Raw genomic sequence first — 26,713 nt, 5'->3', positions numbered from 1 at the left:
GCTCCCACCCTGCGGGCGGGCGCCCGCGTTCGAAGATCTGGGACGGCACCCTACCTGGGGTAACGCACCCCGGTCAGCACCTGGGGGCACGCTCCTGGGTCAGCCTCCGGCGGCGCCACAGCACGAGCGGTACGGCGCCGGCGAGGCCCAGCGTGGCCGGGGCCGCCGCCATCGCCTTGTTGATCCCGGGCTGGTCGAAGGTGTCGGGGATCGGCAGCGTCGCCCAGCGGTTGATGGGCCAGGCGATGGTGAAGGCGCGGCCGACGACCTCGTCGACCGAGACCGTGCCGTTGCCCTTGAGGTTCTGGTGGTAGCGGGAGTCGAGGGAGTCGTCGCGGTGGTCGCCCATGACCCAGATGCGGTCCTTGGGGACCTTGATCGGGCCGAATGCCCGGTCACCGCAGGGGGTGGCGCCCGGGAAGACGTACGAGTCCTCCTGGAGCGCCTTGCCGTTGACCTTCACCGGGCCGGTGCCGTGGCACTCGACGGTGTCGCCGCCGACCGCGATGACCCGCTTGATCAGGTCTTTTTCCTCGGCGGACGGCATCAGGCCGATGAAGCTGAGGACCTTTTGTACGGGGTTGGGCTCGGGGGTGGGCGCTTCGTTGAGCCAGCCGCCCGGGTCGTGGAAGACGACGACCTCGCCGCGCTGCGGCTTCGACCCGAACCACGGTGTCAGCTTGTCGACCAGCACCCGGTCCCCGCGCTGCAGGGTGTCCTGCATGGAGTCGGAAGGGATGGAGAACGCCTGCACCAGGAATGTTTTGATCAGCAGCGCGAGGAGCAGTGCGATGCCGATGAGGATCGGCAGCTCCTTCCAGAAGGCGCGCGGCTTCTTCGTCTGCTTCACGCTGCCGCCCTCCTCCTCGTCCGCCGGCTGGTCCGACGAGCCGGACCGGCCGGCGGGACCGGACGGGCCGGACCGTACTGACCGCTGTGACTGTGACTGTGACTGATGCACGGAACTCGTCGCCTGGTGCGGGGACTCACCGTGCCCCGCCGGCTCTTCGGGCTCTTCGGTTCCGGACCGCGCGCCGACCGCCAAGTCCCCCACATCTGCTCCTTACTCCACGCACTCGCCCGCCCGTCAACCGGTGCAGGCCCACCACTCCCATAACGAGCGGGAGTTCCGCAGGGGTCGGGAGTACGGCCAAACTCTCGGAGGACAGCCTATGCGGCGGATCCGCGGCCGCCGCCTTCGCGCCCGGCGCGTCGTGCACCGTAGTGAAGGTGTCGGGCTCCTGAAGGCGCCGCCAGTGGCTGAACGGCCAGGCAATCACCACGGCCTGGCCCACGACGTTGTCCTCCGAGACCGTGCCACGGTACGGCTCGTTGAGATGGAAGCGCGAATCCGCGGAGTCGGAACGGTGGTCGCCCATCACGAAGATCCGTCCGGTGGGGACGTTGACCGTGAATTTCAGCTCGGAGGGCGGGTTGCCGGGGTGGACGTACGGTTCGGTCAGCGGGGTGCCGTTGACGGTGATGCGGCCTTGTTTGTCGCAGCAGCGGACGGTGTCGCCGCCGACCGCGATCACCCGTTTGATCAGGTCCTGTTCGTCGGCGGAAGGCAGCAGTCCGATGAAGGTCATGAAGTCCTTGAACTGCTTGACACCGACCGGCGGGTCGCCGCCGAGCCGGCTCTTCTCGTCCGGGGGCAGCCACTTTCCCGGGTCCTTGAAGACGACGACGTCGCCGCGCTCCGGCTTGGCGCCGAACCAGGGGGTGAGCTTGTCGACCAGCACCCGGTCGCCGATCTTGATCGTCTGTTCCATGGAGCCCGACGGGATCACGAACGCCTGGACCAGGAAGGTCTTCAGTACGAGGGCGATGGCCAGCGCCACGCCGATGAGGATCGGGATTTCCTTGAGGTAGGAGCGCTGCCTGCGGCGTTTGATGCGCTTGGCCTGGCGGCGCCGTTCGGCCCGTCCGCCGGTGGCGCGGCGGGTGCCGACCGCTGCCGTGTCGCCGCCGGGCTCGTCGGCCGGCGCGGTGTATTCGTCGGCCGTCTGGCCGTCCGGCTCTTTGGCCTGGTGCCCGTGGCGGGGCTTGCCGCGGTTACCCATGGGGGCCTGCCGGGGCGGGTATGCCGTCGAACGAACGCGGGGTGCTGATGGTGGTCCAGCGGCCGATGGGCCAGCTGATCCAGTCGGCCCGGCCGATCACCTTGTCGACCGGTACGGTGCCGCCGCCGGCCTCACCGAGGTGGTCGCGGGAATCGCTGGATCTCGCGCGGTGGTCCCCCATCACCCACAGCTTCCCTTCCGGTACCACGATGTCGAAGTCCACCGAGGACGGTGCATCCCCCGGGTGGAGATAGCCCTCGCTGACGGGCTTGCCGTTCACCTTGATCCGCCCCCGTTTGTCACAGCAGGTCACGTGGTCGCCGCCGACTCCGATGACCCGCTTGACGTAGTCGGTGTCCGCGGACCGGGTCAGGCCCAGCGCCGCGCCGGCGCCGCGCAGCAGTGCCGTGACGGGATTGTCCCCCGAGTTGCTGTGAACGAAAGACCCCGTGCCGTCGAATACCACGACATCGCCCCGTTCCGGCTCGCTGCCGAAACGGTACGCCAGCTTGTTGACCAGCACGCGGTCCCCGATCCGCAGGGTGTTCTCCATGGAGGAGCTGGGGATCAGAAAGGGTTGGACGACGAACGTGCTGAGGAGGAAGAGGAACGCCAGACAGCAGGCGAGGAGGGTGGCCGGGCGGTGGCGCAGGCGGGCCGTCCGGGCGAGAAAACGCGCGGAGCGCGACCGCTGCTCCGGCCCCTGGTCGGGGGCGGGAGAGGGGTCGCGCTCCGAGAGCTGTGCGTCGGTGTCCATCGGGCCCTGAGCCTATCCGGCCGGGTCCGGACGCCGTACGTGAGCTTGGCTTTACGTTGCTCCGGCGCAAAAAATCGCGCTCCGGTGCGGCCGAGCTCAGTTGTCGCGCTTCTCCTTGATCTTCGCGGCCTTGCCGCGGAGCTCGCGCAGGAAGTACAGCTTGGCGCGACGGACGTCACCGCGGGTCACGACCTCGATCTTCTCGACGATCGGGGTGTGCACCGGGAAGGTGCGCTCGACGCCGACGGAGAAGCTGACCTTGCGGACCGTGAAGGTCTCGCGGACGCCGGAGCCCTGACGGCGGATGACAACGCCCTTGAACTGCTGCACACGGGAGCGGTTGCCCTCGATGACGCGGACGTGGACGTTGACGGTGTCACCCGGGCGGAAGGCCGGGATGTCGCTGCGCTTCGACGCGGCGTCGACGGAGTCGAGAAGGTGCATGACCTACTGCTTTCTTCGCTGATGCCACAGGTCATCAACGGGATATGAGGAAGAGGATGTTTCGGTTGCCGTCCGTCGGGCGGGCGTCGTTCCCCCTGTGGCAGGGGCGCGCGCCGGACGCACACAGCAGCGGCCTATTCTTCCACGGCTTGGCTCGTGCGCCCAAATCGGCCGTCCGTCCCCGGTGACCAGCCCAGCGCGGCGAGGATTTCGCGGTCCTTCTTGGCGAAGGCGGCGGGGTCGGTGCGCTCGATCAGGTCGGGCCGGTTCAGGTCGGTGCGGCGGAAGGCCTCGTCGCGGCGCCAGCGGGCGATCTTGCCGTGGTGGCCGCTGAGGAGGACGTCGGGGATGGTGCGGCCGCGCCACTCGGGGGGCTTGGTGTAGACGGGGCCCTCCAGGAGGTCGGCCATCGCGCCGGGGGCGAAGGAGTCGTCCTGGTGGGAGGCGGCGTTGCCGAGGACACCGGGCAGCAGCCGGGCGATGGCCTCGACCATGACGAGTACGGGGGCCTCGCCGCCCGCCAGGACGTAGTCGCCGATGGAGACCTCGCGGACGTCGAGGCGGTCGCCGTACTCCTCGATGACGCGGCGGTCGATGCCTTCGTAGCGGGCGGGGGTGAACACCAGCCAGGGCGCTTCGGAGAGTTCGACGGCGAGCTGCTGCGTGAAGGGCGCGCCGCTCGGGGTGGGGACGACGATGACGGGTTCACCGTCGCCCGACGCCAGGATCTCGTCCAGCGCCTCGCCCCACGGTTCGGGCTTCATGACCATGCCGGGGCCGCCGCCGTAGGGGGTGTCGTCGACGGTGTTGTGCTTGTCGTGCGCATGGTCACGCAGGTCGTGGATGCGCACGTCGAGCTGTCCGCGGGCGCGGGCCTTGCCGACGAGGGAGACGTTCAGCGGTTCGAGGTACTCGGGAAAGATCGTGACGACGTCGAGCCGCATCAGCTGTCCTCGCGGCCGGAGGCGATCTCGGCCTGGCTGTCGTCGAGGAGGCCGGGCGGCGGGTCGATCACGACGCGCTGCTCCTCCAGATCGATCTCCGGGACGATTTCGGCGACGAACGGGATCAGGACTTCACCGCCGTCGGGCCGCTTGACGACCAGCAGGTCCTGGTAGGGCAGGTGGGAAACCTCGGCGATACGCCCGACGGTGGCGCCGTCGCGGGTGACGACATCGAGGTCGATCAGCTGGTGGTCGTAGAACTCCTCGGGGTCCTCGGGGACCTCCTCGGGGTCGACCTCGGCGATCAGCAGGGTGTTGCGCAGGGCCTCGGCGGCCGTGCGGTCCCCGACGCCCTCGAAGCGCAGCAGCAGCCGGCCGCTGTGCACCCGCCCGGTGGCGATGGTCAGCGGTCCGGTGGAGGACGGGTCGGTGGCGAGGACGGCCCCCGGGGCGAGCCGGAGTTCGGGCTCGTCGGTGCGCACCTCCACGGTGACCTCGCCCTTGATTCCGTGGGCGCGGCCGATCCGTGCGACTACCAGCTGCACGCTGTTTTCTCCCCTTTTTGCGGCTGAACCGCCGCCGCTCTCGCGGAGGTGGCTGAGGACTGTCGTGGTGTCTCAATCGATGGTGGCGATCGTGGATCCACGATCGCAAACGAACTCAGGCCGGGGACGGCTCGAAAGCCCTCCCCGGCCCGAGCCGGTGTTCAACTTGTCAGCGGACGTCGTCCACGTCGACGAGGTCGACGCGGATGCCTCGGCCGCCGATGGCGCCCACGACGGTCCGCAGCGCGCGGGCGGTACGGCCGTTACGGCCGATCACCTTGCCGAGGTCGTCGGGGTGGACCCGGACCTCGAGTACCCGCCCGCGGCGCAGGGTGCGCGAAGCTACCTGCACGTCGTCGGGGTTGTCGACGATGCCCTTGACGAGGTGCTCGAGGGCTTCCTCGAGCATGCTCAGGCCTCGGTCGACTCGGAGGCGGACTTGGCCTCGGCGGCCTCGTCAGCCTTCTTGTCGGCCTTCTTCGCCTTCGGGGTGATGGCCTCACCCTTGGGCTCGTTGCCGGAGTCCTTGGCGGCGGCCTCGAAGAGGGCGCGCTTGTCGACCTTGGGCTCGGCGACCTTCATCGGCGCCGGGGCCGGCAGACCCTTGAACTTCTGCCAGTCGCCGGTGACCTTGAGGATGGCCATGACGGGCTCGGTCGGCTGCGCGCCGACACCCAGCCAGTACTGCGCACGCTCCGAGTCGACCTCGATGCGCGAGGGGTTCTGCACCGGGTGGTACAGGCCGATCTCCTCGATGGCCCGGCCGTCACGGCGGGTACGGGAGTCGGCGACGACGATGCGGTAGTGAGGCGAACGGATCTTGCCCAGACGCTTCAGCTTGATCTTGACTGCCACGGGAGTGGTGTCTCCTGGTCTTGACGTGGGTGGGCACAACGAGATGCCACGTGGGGTTGCGGTACTCGGATGCCCGATGGACGCGTCAGCCGGAGGAGAGAGGGGTCCTGTGCGGCTGTCGAGTACAGCTGGCCATTGTGCCACACGCCGTGCGGTCAGCCGACCGCGGCCACCTCGGGGATACGGAACGGCTTGCCGCAGCCGCCGCAGACGATCGGCGCCTGGGCCAGCACGGACGGCACGACGCGGACGTTGCGCCCGCAGTCGCAGACGGCTTTGACGCGGACGCCGCCTCCGGAGGAGCCGTGCCGGGCGGCCGGGCCGCGGAAACTGCGCGCGGTGTCGGTGGCGGTGGCGACGGTGTGGGCCTTGAGGGCCCTGGCGAGGCGCTCGATGGTGGGGCGGTAACGCCTTCTGGCTTCGGGGTTGAGCGTGACCAGGGAGAAGCCGCTGCTGGGATGCGGTTCGTCGACATGGTCCAGACCCAGCTCCTCGGCGATCGCCAGGAACCGGCGGTTGTGGTAGCGGCCTGCGCGGGAGGTGTCGCGGACGCCGCGGGCGGCGGCGATGCCGTGGACTGCCTCATGAAGCAGCCGTTCGAAGGAGAGTTCGGCGCCACAGGCGGACGAGGACTCTCCGATCAGGGACTCGGGCGCGGCCAGGTCCGGCAGCTCGGGGTGGTGCCGTTGAATATCGGCCCACGCGAGCGCCAGCTCGGCGGCGAGAACAGGCGGTGTCGTGCTCACGTCGTGACAACGAGCCGGGGTCGCCCAGTGTTCCGATTCCGGGGCATCCCAAATAATTTGCACGTACCAGTCAGTTTCTGGTCATGGGCCGTGCCCGGGGGCGGGGTGCGTCGATCCCGCCGATCCCCGCTGATCTCCACCGATCTCCGCGGAAGCCGCCCATCGGGCCTCAAGCCGGGGTGTACCCCCGCGCACCCCCGCGTACGCCGCACGGCGTAATGCGCGCGGCCGCCGGGCGGTGAGCACGGCGGCGATGTTACGGCCCACCGTAGGGGCACGGGGCGCCGGCCGCCGCATCGGGAGGGCGGGCGCCGGCGGGCGCCGGCGTGGCGGATCGGCGTGTGCCGGGGCAGGCTGGAACGGCGCTCAAGGCGCCGGGACCGGCGCATACGGGGGCGCGCGGGAGACAAACCCGGCGCACCCTCTGGACGCCCGGACGGATGCGCAGTTGTCTGGATTGCGGGGGCGCACAACGCTCGGACACGGGGGCGATCGGCACTGAACAGCTTCGGTTCTCGGCGAATAGGGGCGCTTTCGATGTCACCCACGCTCGTGCGGCACCAGCTTCCGGACTCCGCTTCCCCGCCAGGCGACACCCTGCCCGGCGCAGACCTGCCCGGCGACCGCCTGCCCGATCCGGCCGGCTCGCGGGCGCGGGCCCGTGACTGGGCCGAGATCCAGGAGCGGATGCTGGTGCCGCTGTACGAGGCGGCGTACGACCGGCTGGGGGTCGGCGCCGGCACCCGGCTGCTGGGGCTGGGCTGCGGTTCGGGGCTGGCGCTGCTGCTCGCGGCGGGGCGGGGTGCGCAGGTCAGCGGGGTGGAGGGCGATGCCTCGCGGCTGGAGCTGGCGCGGGAGCGGCTGTCGCCGGAGGGTGGGCCCCAGGCGGCCCGCCTGGTCAGCGGGGGGCCGGAGGCGGCGGCGTGCGGGGAGGCTCCGTTCAATGTGATCACGGCGTTCCATCCGTCGGGCTGTGTGCGCACCGTCGAGGGGCTGACGGCGTCGCTGACCGCAGCGGCCTCGGTGGCGGAGCGCGGCAGCGCGGTGGTGCTGGGCGGCTGGGGCCCGGTGGAGCGGTGTGCCACCGCCGGGGTGCTGCGGGTGGCGCAGCGGCTGGCCGATCCCCTGCGTACGGGCGGCGGGTGGCGGCCCAGCGGGCGGGACGATCTGGAGGACCTGGCGGACCGGGCGGGGCTGCGGCCGGACGGTTCGGGGCGGGTGGCCTGCCCGTTCGGGTACGCGGATCTGGCGAGCGCGGTGCGCGGGCTGCTGTCGACGGGGGTGTTCGACGCGGCGCTGGAGGTGACCGAGCGGCGGCAGGTGGAGAAGGAGCTCGGCGAGGCGCTGCATCCGCATCAGCGGGCGGACGGGACGGTCTGGATGCCGAATGTGTTCCGGTATGTGATTGCGCGGACGCGGTAGGCGGGTGCGGAAGAAGGGGCGGCCCCCATGGAGGCCAGGCTCGCGCACCGTATCCGGCTGTTTCGTGACAGCGGTCAGGTCCGCCCTGAGGTCGCCGCGTTCGTGACGGCCGAGCTGGCGGCGCTGGCGGGCGAGGGGCGGCGGGTCACCGAGGACAGCGCGGGGATGCTCACCAGTCATCTGCTGATGGCGCTGACGCGGTTGCTGGACGGCGGTCCCCCGGCGGAGTGCGATGCGGCGGTGGCGGCGGAGCTGGCGGACCATCCCGAGGCGGTGGCGCGGGCCCGCGCCGTGGCCGTACGGGCGGGCCGCGAGCTGGGTGCCCGGCTGCCCGATGCGGAGATTCTTTTCCTGGCCCTGCACCTCGCCGTGCTGCGCGGGGACCCCTCGCTGCGAAGGGAAGCATCATGACGAAGATCCTCACCGGTGGCGTCGGCAAGGCGGAGGTGGCGAGCGCGGTGACCGGGCTGGGGCTGCCGGGCGTCGAGGTCGTCGTCAGCAATGACATGGACGCGGCGGCGGCGCTGCGGGCCGGGCAGGCCGACTACTTCCTGGGGACCTGCCACACCGGGGCGGGCGCCTCCCTGGGGGTGCTGGTGGCTCTGCTGGGTGCGGCCGCCTGCCACACCTTCGGCCGGTCCGTGCCCACTGCGGAGCAGATCGAGGCGCTGCTGGGCGAGGGGAAGCAGGTGTTCGGGTTCGCCCTCGACCGGATCGAGGCGGTGGTGCCGGCGCTGGCCCACGCCATCGCGGTCCGTACGGCGTGACCGGTGGGCCCCGGCCTCGCCCGTCCTGACGTCGCCCAGGCGGTCGGACTGGACTTCTCCCCGGTGCAGCAGCTGACCGTCATCGGGCTGTGTGCGCTGACCGCGTTCGTCGCGCATCTGGCGCTGGCGGTCTTCAACGACGGCGTGCGGCCGTTCATGCTGGACTTCGTCCAGGGGCGGACCACGCGCGGCGCGACGGCGGCGGTCTCCTTCGGGCTCTCGGCGGGGTTCATCTTCGGGCTGGGTGCGCCGATGGCGCTGGCGTCCGGGGTGCTCAATCCCTGGCTGGTGTTTTTGCCTACCGACGTTCTGGGCATCCTGGCGCCCCGGAAGTGGCTGGCGCCGCTGCTGGGCGGTGCGTGGGGCGCGCTGGTCGTCTTCGGCCTCAAGGGTGCTGACGAGGCGGTGCACCGGCTGCCGGTGGACTTTCTGACGGCCATGCAGCAGATGTCCACGCCGATCCTGTTCCTGTTCACGCTGTTCCCGGTGCTGGCGATCAGCAAGCAGTTCGGGCGGCTGCGGGGCGCGGTGGCGGGTGTGGTGGAACTGGCCCTTGTGGTGCTGACGATGAAGCTGTGGCCGCAGGTGTTCGCGGGGGCACTGGCGATGGCGGCCGGGGTGCTGCTGCTGATCGGCTTCGCGGTGGCCAGGGATGTCCGGGAGCGGCGCCGGGAGCCGGGCGTGGCGGCGCATGAGGGGGCCGACGACCCCATGGCGTCGCTGTTCAGCGCGAGCGCGGCCCGGTTGCGCCGCTGTCTGCCGCTGTTCATGGCACTGGGCGCCGGCGTGTGCGTACTGGCCCAGATGCATATCTTCGGCGGCGGTGAGGCGACGAGCTTTCTGATCGCCAGGGGGAAGTACCCGGAGGCGGCGCAGGTCGACCTCTACCGGGTGCTCGGCTTCCTGCCGCTGATCGCCACCACGGCGCTCGCCTCCGGTGCGTACGGCATCGCGGGCTTCACCCTCGTCTATCCGATCGGCTATCTGCTGCCGAATCCGTGGCTGGCGCTGATCTGCGGTGCGCTGGTCTTCGCCGCCGAGGTGCTGGCGCTGAGCGGTATCGGCAGGCTGCTGGGCAGGCTGCCGTCGGTACGCGACTCCTCCGAGCGGCTGCGCGGCGCGATCGGCGACACCCTTCAACTGGCCGTACTCTTCGGCTCGTTGATGGCCGCGAACGCGATGGGCGGCGGGCTGGGCATCCTGATCGTCGGCGGACTGTATCTGCTGAACGAGGCGATGGGGCGGGTCGTGGTGCGGATGGCCGCGGGCCCCGCCGCCGTCATCGCCGCCGGCATCGCCCTCAACGTCCTGTACGGGCTGGACCTGTTCACCCCGGTCGCCGTCTCATGACCGCGGGCACCGCCGCCGAGGTGGCCGCCGGGCAGGTACGGGGCAGCGGCCTGCTGCACACCGTCACCGGCCCGCTGCCCTCGTCCGCCGTGCGCGGCCCGGTGCTCGCCCATGAGCATCTGGCCCTCGATCTCACCCGCGGCGCCGACCGGGAGGCGGCCCTGACGCCGCGCCACCGGGCCGCGGTCGCCGAGGAACTGAGCGCACTGCGCCGGGAGTTCGGCCTGTCGCTGGTCGTCGAGCTGACCTGCCGGGGCATGGGGCGGGACATGGCGGGGCTGGCGCGGATCGCCGCGGCGTCGGGCGTCGCGGTGGTTGCGGCCACCGGCTGGTACTACGAGCCGTTCCACCCGCCCGAAGTGGGCGGCGCCGCCCCCGAGCGGCTGGCCCGGACGCTGATCGAGGAGATCGAGGGCGGCTGTGCCGGCATCCGCCCCGGGGTGATCGGCGAGATCGGCAGTCACGGGGACGTGCCGAGCGAGCCCGAGGCGCGGGCGCTGACCGCCGCCGCGCTGGCCGCCGTCGCGACCGGCCGCTCGGTCGCCACCCACGCCCGGCTGGGCCGTGGCGGCCGCGCCCAGCTGGAGCTGCTGACCGCGGCCGGACTGCCGCCGCACCGCATCGGCATCGGCCATCAGGACCTGCTGGATGATCCGGCCGCCCACCGGGAGCTGGCGGCGGCGGGCGCGTACGTCTGCTTCGACACCGTCGGCAAGGAGCACTACCGGAGCGACACGGTACGGCTGCGCCTGCTGCTGGCGCTCCTGGAGGCCGGGCACGCGGACCGGGTGCTGCTCAGCTGCGATGTCTCCCGGCACAGCTATCTGGTGAGCGAGGGCGGCGGCGGGTACGGGCATCTCTTCCGGTCCTTCGTTCCCCGGCTGCGGGCGGCCGGGGCGGACGAGGAGCTGATCGACGGGCTGACGCGGCGCAATCCGCTGCGGTTCCTGACGGGGCGGGATGTCCCGTACGGCACGGGCGGAGGCGGGAGGCGATGAGCGTGCGCCTGCCCCGGACCAGTCCCCTGCCCACCGTCACCGTGGCCGACGCCACCGACCGGCAGTTCCGTCTTCTGCGGTGCACCGCCCGCCACTTCGAGGGGCAGCAGCTCTTCGAGGCGGATGCCGGGGTCGTGCCGGGGCCGGGCCGTCCGCGCACCACCGCCCGGGTCGAGGCGGTGCTCGCCGATTTCTTCGGGGCCCAGGCGGCGGCCCTGGTGCAGGGCGCGGGCACCGGCGCCATCAGGGCCGCGCTCGCCGCCGTACTGGAGCCGGGCGATCCGCTGCTGATCCACCGGGCGCCGGTCTACCGCACCACGGCCGTCACCCTGCGCGGCCTGGGCGTACGGGTGGTGGAAGCCGATTTCAACGACCCGCGGGAGCTGCGGCGGGCGCTGGCCGCGGGCCGGCTGCGCTGGGCGTATGTGCAGCACACCCGGCAGCGGCTCGCGGACTCCTACGATCCGGGCGAGGTGCTGGCGGCGTGCCGTGCCGCGGGCCTGCGGACCGTCGTGGACGACAACTACGCGGCGTTGCGGGTTCCGGCGTGCGGGGTGGAGCTGGGCGCCGACGCCTCGTGTTTCTCGCTGTTCAAGCTGCACGGCCCGGAGGGGGTGGGCGTGGTCATCGGCGCCGCGGACCTGGTGGCGCGGGTGCGCGACGACAACTACTCCGGTGGCGGCCAGGTGCAGGGTCACCAGGCGCTGGACGCGCTGCGGGCGCTGACCCATGTGCCGGTGATGTGGGCGGTGCAGTCGGCGGTGGGAGCGGAGGCCGCCGCGCACCTGGCGGCCGGCGCGGTGCCAGGAGTCGCCGAGGCCGCGCTGGCCAACGCCCAGGACCGCTGTCTGCTCGTCCGCCTGGACCGCCCGCTCGCCCGCGCGCTCCCGGCCGCCGCCGCACGGCACGGCGCCGCCCCCTACCCCGTCGGCGCCAACTCCCGCTACGAGATCGCCCCGCTCTTCTACCGCCTGTCCGGCTCCGTGCTGGCCGACGCCCCCGAACTCGCCGACTGGGCCGTACGGATCAACCCGATGCGGGCCGGGGCGGACCTGGTCCTGGACATTCTCGGGCGGGCCCTGGCCGACCTCGGCGACGGCGGCCGACGCCCCCGCGCTGCCGGGGACTGACCCGCCGTGTTCCTCGACACCGTCCTCGCCCGCAATCCGCGGCTGGTCGCCTGCGCGGCCGAGCTGCACCGCAGCGGCGCCATCCCGCCGGACACGTATGTGATGGACCTGGACGCCGTACGGGCCAACGCCGCGCTGCTGGCCGCGGAGGCCGGCCGGCTGGGCCTGGCCCTGTGGTTCGTCGTCAAGCAGCTGGGCCGTAATCCGGAGCTCATCGGGGCCATCGCCCGTCATATCCCGCGCTTCGCCGCGATCGATCCGCCCGAGGCCCGGGTGCTGCACTCGGCGGGCGCGCGGCCCGGCAACCTCGGCCACCTGGTGCAGATCCCCCGGCGCGCGCTGCCCGAGATGCTCGCCCGGCGGCCGGAGGCGGTCACCGTCTACGACCTGGCCAACGCCCGCGCGGTCTCGGACGCGGCCGGCCGGCTCGGCCTGGTCCAGGACATCCTGGTGCGGGCGGAGGGCGCCCCGGGCGCGGTCCATCCGGGCCAGGAGGGCGGGGTGCCGCTCACCGGGCTGGCGGACTTCGCCGCTGCGGCCGAACGGCTGCCGGGCGTACGTATCGCGGGCGTGACGGCGTTCCCCTGCCTGGAGTGCGATCCGGTCACGGGCCTGCCCACACCCACCCCGAACCTCGAACTGGCCTTCAGATCACGGGAGTTGCTCGCCGACCGGGCCGGTATCGCCCCGTCCCGGCTGATCCTGAGCGCCCCCGGTGTCACGTCCATGGCGAGCCTGCCGCTGCTGGCCCGGCTCGGTGCGACGCACGGCGAGCCCGGCCACGCGCTGACCGGCACCACGCCCCTGCACGCCGTCGATCCCCGGCAGCCGGAGCGGTCCGCCTACGTCTATGTCACCGAGGTCGCGCACACCCTCGCCGACGGCAGCCCGGCCCTGTTCGGAGGCGGCTTCTACGCCCGGGGCGCCGTCCGGTCCGCGCTGATCCCGCGTACCGGCGCGCGGCTTGCCGTACGGGGCGCGCCCGCCGGGAACATCGACTACTACCGGCTGCTGGAGCCGGGCGATGCGCGGGTGGGCGATACGGCCGTACTCGCCTTCCGTACGCAGGTGTTCGTCACCCGCAGCACGGTCGCGGTGGTCGCCGGTCTGTCGGACGGCGCGCCGGAGCTGACCGGCTGCTACGACCCGTGGGGCCGCCCCCTGGACGTACCGCATGCGTGAGCCCCCGGCCGCCATCCGGCGATCGGGGGCTCATCTCGCTGCCCGGCCCGTGAACTGCTCCGGGCCGCTCAGCCCATGAACTTCTTGAACTCCTCCGGGAGTTCGAAGTCCTGCGGCTGCTGGCCGCCCTGCGGCAGGCCGAGCGGGTTGCCCGCCTGGCCGGCCTCGCGGCGGGCGGCCGCGGCCTGCTCATCGGCCTTGCGCTTCATCGGGTTGCCGCTCTTGCGCTTGCCCTTGGCCTGCTTGACCTGCTTCTTCTTCCGGGCGGCGCCGCCACCCATGCCCGGCATGCCCGGCATCCCCGGCATGCCGCCGCCCTGGGCCATCTTCGACATCATCTTGCGGGCGTCGAAGAACCGCTCGACAAGGCCCTTGACCATGCTGACGTCGACACCGGAGCCCTTGGCGATACGGGCGCGGCGCGAGCCGTTGATGATCGTCGGGTCCTGGCGCTCGGCCGGCGTCATCGACTTGATGACGGCGGCCGTGCGGTCCACCTCGCGCTCGTCGAGGTTGTTGATCTGCTCCTTCATCTGGCCCATGCCGGGCAGCATGCCGAGCAGCTTGGAGATGGAGCCCATCTTGCGGACCTGCTCCATCTGGGCCAGGAAGTCGTCGAGGGTGAACTCCTTGGGGCCCTTCGCCAGCTTGGCCGCCATCTTCTCGGCCTCGGCCTGGCTGAAGGTCTGCTCGGCCTTCTCGATCAGCGAGAGCATGTCGCCCATGCCGAGGATGCGGGACGCCATGCGGTCCGGGTGGAACGCGTCGAAGTCGTCCAGCTTCTCGCCGTTGGAGGCGAACATGATCTGCTTGCCGGTGACGTGCGCGACGGAGAGCGCGGCACCGCCCCGGGCGTCGCCGTCCAGCTTGGACAGGACCACGCCGTCGAAGCCGACGCCGTCGCGGAAGGCCTCGGCGGTGTTGACCGCGTCCTGACCGATCATGGCGTCGACGACGAAGAGGACCTCGTCGGGGCTGACCGCGTCGCGGATGTCCGCGGCCTGCTGCATCATCTCCTGGTCGATGCCCAGGCGGCCGGCGGTGTCGACGATGACGACGTCGTGCTGCTTGGTCCGGGCGTAGTCGATCGAGTCCTTGGCGACCTGGACCGGGTCGCCGACGCCGTTGCCCGGCTCGGGACCGTAGAAGGCCACGCCGGCGCGCTCGGAGACGACCTGCAGCTGGTTGACGGCGTTGGGGCGCTGGAGGTCACAGGCGACCAGCAGCGGGGCGTGGCCCTGGCTCTTGAGCCAGCTGCCGAGCTTGCCGGCGAGGGTGGTCTTACCGGCGCCCTGGAGGCCGGCCAGCATGATCACGGTCGGGGAGGTCTTGGCGAAGCGCAGCCGGCGGGTCTCGCCGCCCAGGATCGTGATCAGCTCGTCGTTGACGATCTTGATGACCTGCTGGGCGGGGTTCAGCGCCTGGGAGACCTCGCTGCCGGTGGCGCGCTCCTTGACCTGCTTGATGAAGGCGCGGACCACGGGGAGGGCGACGTCGGCCTCGAGCAGGGCGATACGGATCTCGCGCGCGGTGGCGTCGATGTCCGCCTCGCTCAGGCGGCCCTTGCCCCGGAGGTTTTTGAAAGTACTCGCCAAGCGGTCGGAAAGCGTATCGAACACGGCGGTCGTCGATCCTCGGGGTCGGGGGCGGGGTCCAGTCGGGTTCTAGGGTATCCGCCCCTGCAAGCTCAGCGGGCCGGGCCTGTGCCGCGGGGCTCTGCGGGCGGGCGGCGCGAGTACGGCGGACGTCCGGGGAAGTCCGGCGGAACCCGCTACAGCAGCGCGTTCTGCACCGTCGCGGCGAGGGCCTGTGCCGCCGCCTCCGGCAGCGGCCGCCCGTCCTGCCGCGTCACGTAGAAGGCGTCCACGGCGTTCGCTCCCAGCGTGCTGATGTGGGCGCTGCGGACGCAGACCCCGGCGCTCTCCAGGGCGCGGCCGATGCGGTGCAGCAGCCCGTGGGCGTCCTGGGCGCGGACCTCGATGACGGTCGCGGTGCGGGAGCTGCCAGGGGCGACGGTCACCCGGGGCGGCGGGGCGAGGGTGGCGCGGGCGCGGCGTGCGTAGGCGCGTTCGCGTTCGGCGAGGCGGGCGGGGATGTCGAGGGTGCCCTCCAGGGTGCGGACCAGGTCCACGCGCAGCCGGTCGGCGTCCGGCAGCGAGCCGTATTCGGCGGCCACCCGCCAGCTGAGGAGGAGGACCGGGCCATCCCCTATGGGGTCGAGGGTGCGCAGGTCGGCGGCGCGGACGGTGAGGCGGTGCAGGGCGAGGACGCCGGCCGCGGCGGGCAGGACACCGGGCTGGTCGGGGACGGCGATGTGGAGCTCCACGCCGACGGGTTCGGGGGCGGGGGGCTGCGCGGACGGTTCGGCGGGGGGTTCGGCTCGGGCGTGCAGGGCCAGGACCGGGCCGCCGGTGCGCCCGGCCTCGACGGCCAGCCGCTCCTGCTCCGCGGTGGGCTCGTCGGCGGCGCCGGCGTCCGGTTCGGCTTCCCCCGCGAGCCGGGCGGCGACCCGTTTGACCAGGTCGCAGACGAGTCCGCCGCGCCAGGCGCTCCAGGCGGCGGGCCCGGTGGCGAGCGCGTCGGCCTCGGTGAGGGCGTGCAGCAGCTCCAGGGTCCCGGCGCTGCCGACCGCCTCCGCGACCGCGCCGACGGTGGCCGGGTCGTCCAGGTCCCGCCGGGTGGCGGTCTCGATGAGCAGGAGGTGGTGGCGTACGAGGGAGCCGATCACCGCCGTGTCGCGGGCGTCACATCCGAGGCGGGCGGCGATGTCCCGGGCGATGGTCTCGCCGGCCACCGAGTGGTCGCCGGGCCGGCCCTTGCCGATGTCGTGCAGCAGGGCGGCGATCAGCAGCAGGTCGGGGCGGTGGACCCGGCGGGTGAGGGCGGAGGCCCGGACGGCGGTCTCGACCAGGTGGCGGTCCACGGTCCAGGTGTGGACGGGGTTGCGCTGGGGGCGGCAGCGGACCCGCTCCCATTCGGGCAGCAGCCGCGTCACGATGCCCTCGGCCTCCAGGGACTCCCATACGGGCACGGTGGGCGCGCCCGCGCCCAGGAGGGTCACCAGTTGTTCGAGGGCCTCCGGTGGCCAGGGCACGGGCAGCGGCCGGGTTGCCGAGGCGGTGGCGCAGCGGCGGATCGCGTGGGTGGCCAGCGGCAGCCCGGCCTGGGCGGCGGCGGCCGCGGCGCGCAGCACCAGCACGGGGTCGCGCTCGGGGCGGGCGGTTCGGGCCAGCACCGCCTCGCCGTCGAGTTCGACGACGCCTTCGGCCAGCGGCGAGCGTTCTCCCTTGCCTGCCGTACGGCCGGACAGCAGACCGCGCAGCATGGGCCGCACGGACCGGGCGCGCAGGACCCGGCCGACCTCGCGCCAGGTGACGTCGGCGGCGTAGGAGATGGTGCGGGCGGCTTCGTAGGTACGGCGGAGCAGGACGTCGGCGTCCGGTGCGCCGAGGGTGGTGGCGACCTGGCCCTGTTCCTGGAGGGAGAGCCGGTCGGTGGCGCGGCCGGTGACCAGGTGGAGCGCGTCGCGGGTGTCGAGGAGGCGGGTGCGGGCGGCTTCCAGGCCGCCGCGGGGTGCGTCGGCGAGCCAGGAGGCGGCGACGGCCCGCAGGGCGGTGGCGTCCCGCAGGCCGCCTCTTGCCTCCTTGAGGTCCGGTTCGAGGAGGAACTGCAGCTCGCCCTGGCGCTCGGCGCGCTCCTGGCACAGGTCGTGGAGTTCCGGCAGCCGTTTGGGGGCGCTCTCGCGCCAGTCGGCGTACGCGGTGGTGCGCAGCGCCGCGGTCAGCTCGGGGTCACCGGCCAGGTGGCGGGCGTCCAGCAGGCCCAGCTGCACCTTCAGGTCCTCGCGGGCGGCCTTGCGGGCCTCGGCGGGGGTGCGTACGGAGTGGTCGAGGTCGAGGCCGAGGTCCCAGACGGGGTACCAGAGGTGGTCGGCGAGCTTGGCGACGGCGCCGGTGTCGGCGGTGCCGTCGTGCAGCAGGAGGAGGTCGAGGTCGCTGCGGGGGGAGAGTTCGCCGCGGCCGTATCCGCCGACCGCGACAAGGGCGACGCCTCGGACGGTGGCGGCGGTGGCGGCGCGGGCCAGGAGGCCGGCGAGCCAGTCGTCGGTCAGCCGCGCGAGGGTGGCCCGGCGGTCGGGTCCGGTGGCCGTGTCGTCCTGGAGGAGCCGCAGGCGGGCGGCGGGATAGCCGCCGGTTGTCTCGTCCGTCACCAGATACTCCCAGGCCGCGTCGTTGGCGGTGGGCCGGCACTCTCCGGCCGGCCCACCGCAACCATCAATTGAGCAACCCCCGCGGCGGGCAACTCCCGCCGCGGGAGCGCGCCGGCTCAGGCGCGAAAGGCGCGCTCGTCAGAGCGCGTCGGGGCCGCGCTCGCCCGTCCGTACCCGTACCGCGTCGTCAACGGGAACGCTCCACACCTTCCCGTCCCCGATCTTGCCGGTACGGGCCGCCTTGACGATGACATCGAGCAGTTCCTGCGCGTCGGCGTCCTCCGCCAGGACCTCGATGCGGATCTTGGGCACCAGGTCGACGGTGTACTCGGCGCCGCGGTACACCTCCGTGTGCCCGCGCTGCCGGCCGTATCCGCTGGCTTCGGTGACGGTCAGGCCGTGCACGCCGAAGGCCTGCAGGGCGTCCTTCACCTCGTCCAGCCGGTGCGGCTTGATTACTGCCGTGATGAGCTTCACGCGTCCACCTTCTTTGTCAGGGCCTCGCCGAGTGCCGGTCCCTTGCGGGCCACGGTGCCGCCGCCCGCACCGGTGAAGTCGTACGCGGTCTCCGCGTGCGCGGCCTGGTCGATACCGGAGATCTCTTCGTCCTCACCGATCCGGAAGCCCATCACCAGGTCGATGACCTTGGCAAGGACGTAGCTGACGACCAGCGAGTACAGCAGGACGCAGACCACTCCGACGGCCTGCCTGCCGAGCTGGTCCCAGCCGCCGCCGTAGAAGAGGCCCTTGGCCTTGCTCTGCACCCCGCCGGTGGCGAACAGTCCGATCAGCAGCGATCCGGCGACTCCGCCGACCAGGTGGACGCCGATGACATCGAGGGAGTCGTCGTAGCCGAACTTGTACTTCAGGCCGACGGCCATTGCGCAGAGCACACCGGCGATCGCGCCGACCGCGATGGCGCCCAGCGGGCTGACCGCGCCGCAGGCAGGGGTGATCGCGACGAGTCCGGCGACCGCGCCGGAGGCGGCGCCCAGCGTGGTGAACGAGCCGTGCCGGAGCTTTTCGTACGCCAGCCAGCCGAGCATCGCGGCGGCGGTGGCGACCTGGGTGTTGACGAAGGCGACCGCGCCGACGCCGTCGTCGTTGCCGAGCCAGGAGCCGGCGTTGAAGCCGAACCAGCCGAACCACAGCAGTCCGCAGCCGAGCATCACCAGCGGCAGGCTGTGCGGGCGCATCGGGTCCTTCTTGAAGCCGATGCGCTTGCCGACGACCAGGATCACGCCGAGCGCGGCGGCACCGGCGTTGATGTGGACGGCCGTGCCGCCGGCGAAGTCGATGACCTGCAGCTTGAAGAGCCAGCCGCCGTCGCCCCACACCCAGTGGGCGACGGGGAAGTAGACGAGGGTGACCCACAGGGCGATGAACAGCGCCCAGGCGGTGAACTTCACCCGGTCCGCGAGGGCACCGCTGATCAGCGCGGGCGTGATGATCGCGAACATCAGCTGGAATACGGCGAAGACATAGACCGGGATGGTGGTGGAGCCCCACAGCTCGGTCAGGCCGATGCCGCTGAACCCGGCGAAGTGGCCGTCCCAGCCGATGAAGCCGCCCTTGTCGGACCCGAACGCGAGCCCGAAGCCGTACAGGACCCACAGAATGGTGACGATGCCCAGGCTGATGAAGCTCATCATCAGCATGTTGAGCACGCTTTTGACCCGGACCATGCCCCCGTAGAAGAAGGCGAGGCCGGGGGTCATGACCATCACCAGTGCGGAGCAGATCAGCATGAACCCGGTGTTTGCCGGGCTGAGTGTGGCTTTGTCTGCTGCCAACGTCAGGATGCCTGGGGGCATCGGCGTCTCCTCGTCGTCGATGCGGCCCGTGCGGGCGTGGTTCTGGTGGGCCGACTTCGCGATGAGGTTGTCGCAGGGGGGTTTCGGCCAAACCTTGCCGGTGTTTCACGGCAGTGACGAAGACGCCATACGTGTTACGCCGAAGTGAACTCCGCCCGGCCTCCACAGGCAAAAAGCCCGGCCGCGGCCGCGCACCCGTATGACCTGGCGTGGGGAAGCCGAGTCGGGCTGTACGGGGCGGCGGCCGCAGCCGGGGGCCGAGGGGCTGTGGGGTCAGACGGCCTTCGCCGCGTGTTCCGGCAGCTGGCGGGAGAGCTCGTCACTGAGCCGGACCACCTCGGCGACGCCGGAGAACTCGCGGACCGCGGTGTCCACCGTCTTGCGCAGCCGGGTGTTGACCCGCTCGGAGCGGACCTGCCGGGCGAACGGGATCGCCCGCTGCGCCATCGCCGCGCAGGCCTCGGGCTCCTTCTGCAGCAGCCGCACGGTGGCCATCCCGATCAGGTTGAGCGCATACGAACGCTGATGCTCGGGGTCCTGGCCGAACAGTTCCACGGCGCGCTCCATCACGGGCTCGGCGAGCGAGGCGTAGGTGGGGCTGCGGCCCGCGACATAGGCGAGGTCGCGGTAGGAGTGGGCGTTCTCGGCGTTCAGCTCGGCCTCGGAGAAGAAGCGGATCCAGTCCGGTTCGGGCTCGCCGGGCATGACGTCGGAGAAGGTGTCCTCGGCCATCCGGACCGCCCGCTTGACCTTGCTGGGCTGGCCCATCCCGGCGTAGGCGCGGGCCTCCATCGCATACAACATCGCCTGGGTGCGGGGGGTCGCCGTCTCCCGGCTGCCGTACTGGGCGAGGTGGATCAGCTCCAGTGCGTCGTCCGGCCGGCCCAGATGGATCATCTGGCGGCTCATGCTGGAGAGGATGTACGAGCCCAGGGGGCGGTCGCCGGCTTCCTTGGAGGCGTGCAGCGCCAGGACGAAGTATTTCTGGGCGGTGGGCTGCAGCCCGATGTCGTAGCTCATCCAGCCGGCCAGCTCGGCGAGCTCGGCGGCGACCTTGAACAGCCGCTTGGCGACCGCTTCGGGCTGGGGCTCCTGGAGGAGGTCGGTGACTTCGTGGAGCTGGCCGACGACCGCTTTGCGCCGCAGCCCCCCGCCGCACTGGGCGTCCCACTGGCGGAACATCGCGGTGGTGGATTCGAGGAGTTCGAGCTCGGGCTGGGAGAGCCGGGCGGGGCGCCGGGCGCGGTCCGGCTGTGTGTCGGTGGCGCCCTGGCCGGCGGGCACCGGCACCAGCCAGCGCTGCATCGGCTCGATCAGGGTGGGGCCCGCGGCGAGCGCCAGGGAGGTGCCCAGGAAACCGCGGCGGGCCAGCATCAGGTCGCTGCGGGAGAACTCGCTGATGAGATTGACCGTCTGGGGGCCGGCCCAGGGCAGGTCGACACCGGAGACGGACGGGGACTGGTGGGCGGTGCGCAGTCCCAGTTCCTCGATGCCGACGACGCAGCCGAAGCGTTCCGAGAACAGCTCGGACAGGATCCGCGGGATGGGCTCGCGCGGCTGCTCGCCGTCGAGCCAGCGGCGGACCCGCGAGGTGTCGGTGCTGATGTGGTGGGCGCCCATGTTGCGCGCCCGGCGGTTGACCTGTCTCGCCAGCTCGCCCTTGGACCAGCCGCTGCGCATGAACCACGAACCCAGTTGTGCGTTGGGTCGTTTGACGGCGTCGGTGCCGCCCGTGCCGCCGTTGCCGGCCACTTGGTAGCCCCCATCCCGATCGTTGCTCTCGGTGCTCGGTGCGAACCCTTCACAGGACGCCGCCCGTTGCGACGCCTGTCCGTGGTACATCTACCCGATCACGCCTTCCGGCCACACCTTTTGGCCTGTGCCCGACCGGTGGGTTGCCACCGGCATACCCGTGCGAATGATGCCTCTCCGGGGTTCGCGCACCGAAAGTAATCCTACGATCACGCCCCCCGCGAGGGCGATTGCGGAAACGCCACCATTCGCCACCCCTTCGAATGAACTGCCCGGCGGGCTCTCGCGATTGACTTGACACAAGCCGATCGGGGCCGGGCGGAACGGAGCGCACAAGGGCGTGCGGACCGCACCGCACCACCCGGCGCGCCGCACCACACCGCGCCGCACCACCGGCACAACGGCCTCGACGGTGCGGCACAGCACGGCAGTTGGGGTCCGCCGGGTGGCTCACCGGCTCGTAACCACAGGCACGCAGTACCCGTTGGAGGGGGCATGGGCTTCACGATCGGCGGCATCCGGGAGATTCGGTCCGGCTCGCGGCGCCGCGCCCGCTCGTCCGAGATCACGGCGGTGGCGGAGTGCACCGGGCTGTGGGGGTGGGACGTGGTTCCCGGCGCCCGCGCGGTCCGGTCCGGCAGCGGCCGTGCGGACTGCTCGTGCGGCGCCGCCGACTGCCCCTCCCCCGGCGCCCATCCGCTGGACTTCGGCAAGGAGCTGGCGGCCGGCGCGACGCTGGAGGAGGCCGCGGCGGCCTGGGGCCGGACCCCGGGTGCGGCCGTGCTCCTCCCGGTGGGCCGGTCGTTCGACATCCTCGACGTCCCGCAGGCCGCCGGCCGCGGCGCGCTGGCCCGGCTGGAGCGGATGGGTCTGCCGCTCGGGCCGGTGGCCGCCACCCCGACGGGCCGCGCCCTGTTCTTCGTCGCCCCGGGCGCGGCCGCCGATCTGCCGGGGCTCCTGTACCGGACGGGCTGGGACGACGCCGACCTCGATCTGCGTCCGCTGGGCGAGGGCGACCACATCACCGCGCCCCCGTCCGACCTGGGCGGCCACGGCCCGATGAGCTGGCTGCGTCCCCCGACCCTGCACACCGCGGGCCGGCCGCCGCAGGCGCGGCTGGTGGTGGGCACCCTGGCGTATCTGTGCGCCCGCGTCTGCGTCTGACCCTCCGCCGCTTCCGCGGGATGCGCTCGCCATCGGGGTGAGCGGCCGGGCGCGCGGTGGCGGGCCGCGGAAAACGTCCGGAGAAAGACGTCGGCCCCCGGTGCCCGCGGAGTGCGGGTCCAGGGGCCGATGACGGCCGGGGCGTGGGCGCCACGGTGGGCCGCCCGTGCGCGGCGTCAGTCGATCAGGGCGTCGACGAAGGCCTCGGGCTCGAACGGCGCGAGGTCGTCCGCGCCCTCGCCCAGGCCGACCAGCTTGACCGGTACGCCCAGTTCGCGCTGGACGGCGACGATGATGCCGCCCTTGGCGGTGCCGTCGAGCTTGGTGAGCACCACGCCGGTGATGTCCACGACCTCGGCGAACACCCGCGCCTGCACGAGGCCGTTCTGGCCGGTGGTGGCGTCCAGGACGAGCAGCACCTCGCCGACCGGGCCGTGCTTCTCGACGACCCGCTTGACCTTGCCGAGCTCGTCCATCAGGCCGGTCTTGGTGTGCAGCCGGCCGGCGGTGTCGATCAGGACGACATCGGCGGACTCGGCGATACCTTCCTTCACCGCGTCGAAGGCGATCGAGGCGGGGTCGCCGCCCTCGGGCCCGCGGACCGTACGGGCACCGACCCGCTCGCCCCAGGTCTGGAGCTGGTCGGCGGCGGCGGCGCGGAAGGTGTCGGCGGCGCCGAGGACCACGGACTTGCCGTCGGCGACCAGGACGCGGGCAAGCTTGCCGGTGGTGGTGGTCTTGCCGGTGCCGTTGACGCCGACGACCAGGACGACGCCGGGGATCTCCTCGCCGCCGTTGCCGATGCCGTTGTGGGTGTGCACGGTGCGGTCGGCGTCCGTGCCGATGAGGGTGAGGAGTTCCTCGCGCAGCAGGTTGCGCAGGTCCTCCGGGGTGCGGGTGCCAAGGACCTTGACCCGCTCGCGCAGCCGGTCGACGAGCTCCTGGGTGGGGGTGACGCCGACGTCGGCGGTCAGCAGGGTGTCCTCGATCTCCTCCCAGGTCTCCTCGTCGAGGTGTTCGCGGGAGAGCAGGGTCAGCAGGCCCTTGCCCAGGGTGTTCTGGGAGCGGGAGAGCCGGGCGCGCAGCCGGACCAGCCGGCCGGCGGTGGGCTCGGGGACCTCGACCGGCGGCGCGGCGGGCGCCTCGGGCTCGGCCGCCGGCGCCTCGGGTTCGGCGGCGGGTGCCTCGGCCTCGGCCGGGGGCAGTCCGACTTCTTCGATGGTGCGACGTTCTTCGTCGCGGGGGGTTTCCGCCTCCTCGCCGACGTGGGGTTCGGCGGGGGGCGCGGTGACGGTGGGGGCGGACGGGCCGGCCGGCGGGGACGGCGGCAGCTGCTTCTTCTTGCGGCCGCTGACGACGAGCCCGCTGATCGCGCCTAGCACGATCACGGCGATGACTACGGCAAGGATGACGGTTTCCATAACCCCTCCAGTATCAGCCACGCCCCGGCCGTGGGGACTGCACGCGCCGAACCCGGATGTGCGGCCTCCGGGCCCGATTCCAGACGTCCGGCATCCAGGATTGAATCTGGATGTGTAGTATCCTGATTCACTCCCCGGGACCCGCCCGTGGAGTACCGGAAAGGGAATCTGGATGTTTGATGTCCTGGTTTTGGGAGGCGGTTTCGCCGGACTGTGGAGCGCCGCCGCGGCCACCCGCCTGCTGCGCATCCACGAGGCCGGGGACACCGGAGCCGCCCGCCGGTCGGTCGCGCTGCTCACCCCGCTCCCCGACCTGACCATCCGCCCGCGCCTCTACCAGGCCGACCCGGCCGGCTTCCGCGTCCCGCTCGACCGGGTGCTCGGCCCGGTCGGCGTGCACCGGATCGCCGCCACCGCGACCGCCCTCGACACCGGGCGCCGCCGGGTCACCGCGACCGCGGCCGACGGCTCCCGCAGCGAGGTGGGCTACCGGCGGCTGGTGCTGGCCACCGGGAGCGCGGTGGTCCGGCCCCAGCTGCCCGGTGCCGCGCTGCTGCACGACATCGACACGCTGGCCGCCGCGGTGAAGCTGGAGGACCATCTGCGGGCGCTGCCCGGCACGCCGGACGGGCCGGGGCGCTGGACCGCGGTGGTGGTCGGCGCCGGGTTCACCGGGCTGGAGATCGCCACCGAGCTGGTCGGCCGGCTGCGCGCCAAGGCGGCCCCGTACGGCGCCGAGGACGAGGTGCGGGTGATCCTCGTGGAGCGCGCGGCCGTCATCGGGGAAGGGCTGGGCGAGGCGGCCCGCCCGGTGATCACCCGGGCGCTGGACGAGCTGGGCGTCGAGCGCCGCCTCGGCGTCACGGTCACCGGCCTGGACGAGCGCACGGTGCGCCTCTCCGACGGCAGCGCACTGCCCGCCCGTACAGCGGTGTGGACGGCCGGAATGCGGGCGAGCGCGCTGACCGAGCAGATCCCCGCGCCCCGGGACGAGCTGGGGCGGCTCGCCGTGGACGCCCGGCTGCGGGTGCAGGGAGTCGAGGGCGTCTACGCGGCCGGGGACACCGCGGCGGCCAGGGCCGAGGGCGGCCACGCCGTGCCGCAGAGCTGCCAGCACGCGACGCCGCTCGGCAAGGTGGCGGGCCACAACGCCGCCGCCGATCTGCTCGGCCTGCCGCCGGTCGGCTTCGCGCCCGACCCGTACACCACCTGCCTGGATCTCGGCGCGGCCGGCGCGGTGGCCACGGCCGGCTTCGGCCGCACGCTGCGTCACGGCCCCGAAGGCTTCGAGAAGGAGCTGAAACGCGCCATCAACGAGACGTGGATCTCGCCGCCGGTCGACGACCCGGAGGAACTGCTGAGGCGGGCCGACCACCGCATCAGCCAGCGGCGGTCCGCACCGTCCCCTGCCTGATCAGCAACCCAGGGATGGACTCTTCGACAAGGGAGTGTGACGCCCGTCCTTGTCGAGGGGTCCAAAGGGATGTTCGAGTAGAACTTGGTTCAAAGTACGATGGTCGGCGGCCACGCAACGCGCGTAGAGTCCTGGCAACAATTTCCGGCCAGGCACCACAGCCGCTGCCTGCACCTCCTCCCCGGGGGTGCCCCAGATCCCCCGCACGGAGACACAGCACCAATGGGCACGTCCGCTTCCACTCCCCAGACCGAGGGCGCCGTCGAAACCCGCGGCATCGAGCCCGTCCCCGACAACGAGCGCCGGGGCCGCGTCCGCGAGCTCTTCCCCACCTGGGTCGCCACCAACATCAGCGTGCTGTTGCTCACCATGGGGGCCTCCCTGGTGGTCAACAACGGCCTGAACTTCTGGCAGGTCCTGCTGGTGGCCGCGATCGCGGCCACCATCGCCTTCGGCATGGTCGGCGTGCTGTCGGTCTCCGGTAAGTGGGGCGGCGCGCCCGGCGCGCTGCTCTCCCGGGCCGCCTTCGGCGTCCGCGGCAACTACTTCCCCGGCGCGATCTTGTGGGTCGCCCGCTTCGGCTGGGAGACGATCAACGCGGTCACCGGCGCATACGCCGTGCTGACCGTGCTGCATCTGCTGTTCGGCGTGGAGAGCAACAACGTCCTGGTCGTCGTCACCCTGCTCGGCTTCGTGGCCGTCACCTACCTGATCAGCGGCATGGGCCGTAAGGCGCTGAACATCTGCAACAAGTACTCGACGTACCTGTTCGGCCTGTTCAGCATCATGGTGCTGGTCTATCTGATCGCCACGATGGACTGGGAAGCGGTCTTCGCCAAGAAGGCGGGCACCACCGCCATGGTGATCGCGGGCATCGGCACCATCGCGGCGGGCGGCATCAGCTGGGTCCCCACCGGCCCCGACTTCGCGCGCTACCTCCCGCACTCCGCCTCCGGCAAGAAGATCGTCGCCACGACCGTCTCCGGTGCCGCCCTGGTCCTGGTCCCGATGGTGCTGATGGGCGGCGTGATGGCCGTCTCCAGCCCGAAGCTGGCCGGCCAGAACACCGACCCGATGTCGTTCCTGGGCAACATCCTGCCGACCTGGCTCGCGGTCCCCTACCTGATCACCGCGCTGGTCGGAATGGTGCTGATCAACAGCCTGTCGATGTACTCCGCGGGCTTCACCGCCCAGACGATGGGCGTCAAGCTGCCGCGTGCCCTGGCGGTCAGCATCAACGCCGTCATCAGCCTGGTCGCCGGCCTGTTCATGATGCTGGTGGCCAAGGACTTCATCGGCCAGTTCATCGCCTTCCTGACGCTGCTCGCGGTCTCCTTCTCCGCATGGATCGGCGTGTACGCCGTCGACATGGCCCGGCGCCGCAAGCTGGCCGTGCGCTACGACGCGGACAGCCTGATGAACACCGGCCGCACCAGCCGCTACTGGTACACCGGCGGCTTCTGCTGGCAGGCCATGACCTCCTGGGCCGCGGCGCTGGCGGCGGGCCTGTGCTTCACCAAGGTGCAGTGGTTCACCGGCCCGCTGGCCACCACCTGGATCGGCGAGAACGGCCTGGGCTGGGCGGCCACGATCGTGATCGCCGCGGCGATCTTCGCGGTGCTGCCCTCGCCCAGGGAGACCGTCCCGGCGGGCACGCCCGAGCGGGCGGCCGACGAGGCCCCGCAGCCGGCCGAGGTCGGCTGACCGGTGGCCGCCCGGCCTGGCGGCCGGTCCC

26 protein-coding genes are annotated in these 26,713 nt (G+C 72.2%); 11 read left to right on the top strand and 15 right to left on the bottom strand.

All coding sequences use genetic code 11. The features are described 5' to 3' along the window. Positions 1–73: 73 nt before the first annotated feature. From lepB (ACZ4S3_RS25360) to ACZ4S3_RS25320, 9 genes are all read right to left on the bottom strand, one after another. Positions 74–1,054, bottom strand: coding sequence for a signal peptidase I (gene lepB / locus ACZ4S3_RS25360; RefSeq protein WP_467937879.1), 981 nt, complete (start codon positions 1,052–1,054; stop codon positions 74–76). Further along, a complete protein-coding gene (gene lepB / locus ACZ4S3_RS25355) occupies positions 987–2,063 on the bottom strand; it encodes a signal peptidase I (protein WP_467937877.1) in 1,077 nt (358 codons plus the stop codon). Before lepB (ACZ4S3_RS25355) ends, lepB (ACZ4S3_RS25360) begins: the two co-directional genes overlap by 68 nt. Next, positions 2,056–2,820, bottom strand: coding sequence for a signal peptidase I (gene lepB / locus ACZ4S3_RS25350; RefSeq protein WP_467937875.1), 765 nt, complete (start codon positions 2,818–2,820; stop codon positions 2,056–2,058). Before lepB (ACZ4S3_RS25350) ends, lepB (ACZ4S3_RS25355) begins: the two co-directional genes overlap by 8 nt. Positions 2,821–2,916: 96 nt before the next feature. Beyond that, the gene (rplS, locus tag ACZ4S3_RS25345) at positions 2,917–3,264 is read right to left on the bottom strand and encodes a 50S ribosomal protein L19 (protein ID WP_467937873.1); all 348 of its coding nucleotides are present in this window, start codon (positions 3,262–3,264) and stop codon (positions 2,917–2,919) included. Positions 3,265–3,398: 134 nt separating this feature from the next. Further along, positions 3,399–4,208, bottom strand: a complete 810-nt coding sequence (gene trmD, locus ACZ4S3_RS25340) for a tRNA (guanosine(37)-N1)-methyltransferase TrmD (RefSeq protein ID WP_467937871.1) — start codon at positions 4,206–4,208, stop codon at positions 3,399–3,401. After that, positions 4,208–4,753, bottom strand: a complete 546-nt coding sequence (rimM, locus tag ACZ4S3_RS25335; RefSeq protein ID WP_467937869.1) for a ribosome maturation factor RimM — start codon at positions 4,751–4,753, stop codon at positions 4,208–4,210. The genes trmD and rimM overlap by 1 nt, the downstream gene beginning before the upstream one ends. A 169-nt stretch (positions 4,754–4,922) precedes the next feature. Beyond that, positions 4,923–5,162, bottom strand: coding sequence for an RNA-binding protein (locus tag ACZ4S3_RS25330; protein ID WP_030071708.1), 240 nt, complete (start codon positions 5,160–5,162; stop codon positions 4,923–4,925). A gap of 2 nt (positions 5,163–5,164) precedes the next feature. Continuing rightward, entirely contained in the window at positions 5,165–5,608 is a 444-nt protein-coding gene (gene rpsP / locus ACZ4S3_RS25325) for a 30S ribosomal protein S16 (protein WP_467937867.1), read from the bottom strand. A gap of 155 nt (positions 5,609–5,763) precedes the next feature. Then, positions 5,764–6,354 carry a hypothetical protein gene (locus ACZ4S3_RS25320; RefSeq protein ID WP_400070021.1) on the bottom strand — a complete coding sequence of 197 codons (591 nt, stop codon included), beginning with the start codon at positions 6,352–6,354 and terminating at the stop codon, positions 5,764–5,766. Between the two features lie 537 nt (positions 6,355–6,891). Between ACZ4S3_RS25320 and ACZ4S3_RS25315 the strand changes: the two genes are divergently transcribed. Genes ACZ4S3_RS25315 through ACZ4S3_RS25285 form a run of 7 tightly spaced genes read left to right on the top strand, consistent with a single transcriptional unit; the run spans position 6,892 to position 13,203 of the window. Further along, entirely contained in the window at positions 6,892–7,776 is an 885-nt protein-coding gene (locus tag ACZ4S3_RS25315) for a methyltransferase domain-containing protein (protein WP_467937864.1), read from the top strand. A 27-nt stretch (positions 7,777–7,803) separates the two neighbouring features. Further along, the gene (locus ACZ4S3_RS25310) at positions 7,804–8,187 is read left to right on the top strand and encodes a PRD domain-containing protein (RefSeq protein ID WP_467937862.1); all 384 of its coding nucleotides are present in this window, start codon (positions 7,804–7,806) and stop codon (positions 8,185–8,187) included. Beyond that, on the top strand, positions 8,184–8,543 hold the full coding sequence (locus ACZ4S3_RS25305; RefSeq protein ID WP_467937860.1) for a DUF2620 family protein: 360 nt from the start codon (positions 8,184–8,186) through the stop codon (positions 8,541–8,543). Before ACZ4S3_RS25310 ends, ACZ4S3_RS25305 begins: the two co-directional genes overlap by 4 nt. 3 nt (positions 8,544–8,546) lie before the next feature. Next, positions 8,547–9,893: a YhfT family protein gene (locus tag ACZ4S3_RS25300; protein ID WP_467937858.1), complete on the top strand. Its 1,347-nt coding sequence runs from the start codon at positions 8,547–8,549 to the stop codon at positions 9,891–9,893. Further along, complete coding sequence (locus ACZ4S3_RS25295; protein ID WP_467937856.1) at positions 9,890–10,891, top strand: phosphotriesterase family protein; 1,002 nt, start codon at positions 9,890–9,892, stop codon at positions 10,889–10,891. Before ACZ4S3_RS25300 ends, ACZ4S3_RS25295 begins: the two co-directional genes overlap by 4 nt. Continuing rightward, entirely contained in the window at positions 10,888–12,021 is a 1,134-nt protein-coding gene (locus ACZ4S3_RS25290) for an aminotransferase class V-fold PLP-dependent enzyme (protein ID WP_467937854.1), read from the top strand. The genes ACZ4S3_RS25295 and ACZ4S3_RS25290 overlap by 4 nt, the downstream gene beginning before the upstream one ends. Before the next feature lie 6 nt (positions 12,022–12,027). After that, on the top strand, positions 12,028–13,203 hold the full coding sequence (locus tag ACZ4S3_RS25285) for an alanine racemase (RefSeq protein WP_467937852.1): 1,176 nt from the start codon (positions 12,028–12,030) through the stop codon (positions 13,201–13,203). A gap of 68 nt (positions 13,204–13,271) precedes the next feature. On the opposite strand, the gene ffh is transcribed toward ACZ4S3_RS25285, so the two are convergent. The 4 genes from ffh to ACZ4S3_RS25265 all read right to left on the bottom strand — a co-directional run bounded on the left by ffh (position 13,272) and on the right by ACZ4S3_RS25265 (position 19,227). Further along, on the bottom strand, positions 13,272–14,822 hold the full coding sequence (ffh, locus tag ACZ4S3_RS25280; protein WP_467937850.1) for a signal recognition particle protein: 1,551 nt from the start codon (positions 14,820–14,822) through the stop codon (positions 13,272–13,274). A gap of 152 nt (positions 14,823–14,974) precedes the next feature. Then, a complete protein-coding gene (locus ACZ4S3_RS25275) occupies positions 14,975–17,413 on the bottom strand; it encodes a [protein-PII] uridylyltransferase (RefSeq protein ID WP_467937848.1) in 2,439 nt (812 codons plus the stop codon). Between the two features lie 138 nt (positions 17,414–17,551). Beyond that, the gene (locus tag ACZ4S3_RS25270) at positions 17,552–17,890 is read right to left on the bottom strand and encodes a P-II family nitrogen regulator (protein WP_467937846.1); all 339 of its coding nucleotides are present in this window, start codon (positions 17,888–17,890) and stop codon (positions 17,552–17,554) included. Next, on the bottom strand, positions 17,887–19,227 hold the full coding sequence (locus ACZ4S3_RS25265) for an ammonium transporter (protein ID WP_467937844.1): 1,341 nt from the start codon (positions 19,225–19,227) through the stop codon (positions 17,887–17,889). Before ACZ4S3_RS25265 ends, ACZ4S3_RS25270 begins: the two co-directional genes overlap by 4 nt. Between ACZ4S3_RS25265 and ACZ4S3_RS25260 the strand changes: the two genes are divergently transcribed. After that, positions 19,130–19,375 carry a hypothetical protein gene (locus ACZ4S3_RS25260; RefSeq protein ID WP_467938075.1) on the top strand — a complete coding sequence of 82 codons (246 nt, stop codon included), beginning with the start codon at positions 19,130–19,132 and terminating at the stop codon, positions 19,373–19,375. The two genes, ACZ4S3_RS25265 and ACZ4S3_RS25260, sit on opposite strands and share 98 nt — an antisense overlap. A 125-nt stretch (positions 19,376–19,500) precedes the next feature. Here the strand turns inward: ACZ4S3_RS25260 and nsdA are convergent, their stop codons facing one another. Continuing rightward, the gene (gene nsdA, locus ACZ4S3_RS25255) at positions 19,501–20,979 is read right to left on the bottom strand and encodes a transcriptional repressor NsdA (protein WP_467937842.1); all 1,479 of its coding nucleotides are present in this window, start codon (positions 20,977–20,979) and stop codon (positions 19,501–19,503) included. Between the two features lie 495 nt (positions 20,980–21,474). Between nsdA and ACZ4S3_RS25250 the strand changes: the two genes are divergently transcribed. Continuing rightward, entirely contained in the window at positions 21,475–22,143 is a 669-nt protein-coding gene (locus ACZ4S3_RS25250; protein ID WP_467937840.1) for a bifunctional DNA primase/polymerase, read from the top strand. A 176-nt stretch (positions 22,144–22,319) separates the two neighbouring features. On the opposite strand, the gene ftsY is transcribed toward ACZ4S3_RS25250, so the two are convergent. Next, positions 22,320–23,564, bottom strand: a complete 1,245-nt coding sequence (ftsY, locus tag ACZ4S3_RS25245; RefSeq protein WP_467937838.1) for a signal recognition particle-docking protein FtsY — start codon at positions 23,562–23,564, stop codon at positions 22,320–22,322. 172 nt (positions 23,565–23,736) lie between these two features. Between ftsY and ACZ4S3_RS25240 the strand changes: the two genes are divergently transcribed. Beyond that, complete coding sequence (locus ACZ4S3_RS25240; RefSeq protein ID WP_467937836.1) at positions 23,737–24,978, top strand: NAD(P)/FAD-dependent oxidoreductase; 1,242 nt, start codon at positions 23,737–23,739, stop codon at positions 24,976–24,978. A gap of 222 nt (positions 24,979–25,200) precedes the next feature. Beyond that, positions 25,201–26,682 (top strand): purine-cytosine permease family protein, encoded by a 1,482-nt coding sequence (locus ACZ4S3_RS25235; RefSeq protein ID WP_467937834.1) that lies wholly within the window; start codon positions 25,201–25,203, stop codon positions 26,680–26,682. Positions 26,683–26,713: the final 31 nt, after the last annotated feature.

The organism is Streptomyces sp. NPDC028368, assembly GCF_055565615.1.
Note: the sequence above shows the minus strand (reverse complement) of the source record. Positions and strands in the feature narration are given on the sequence as shown.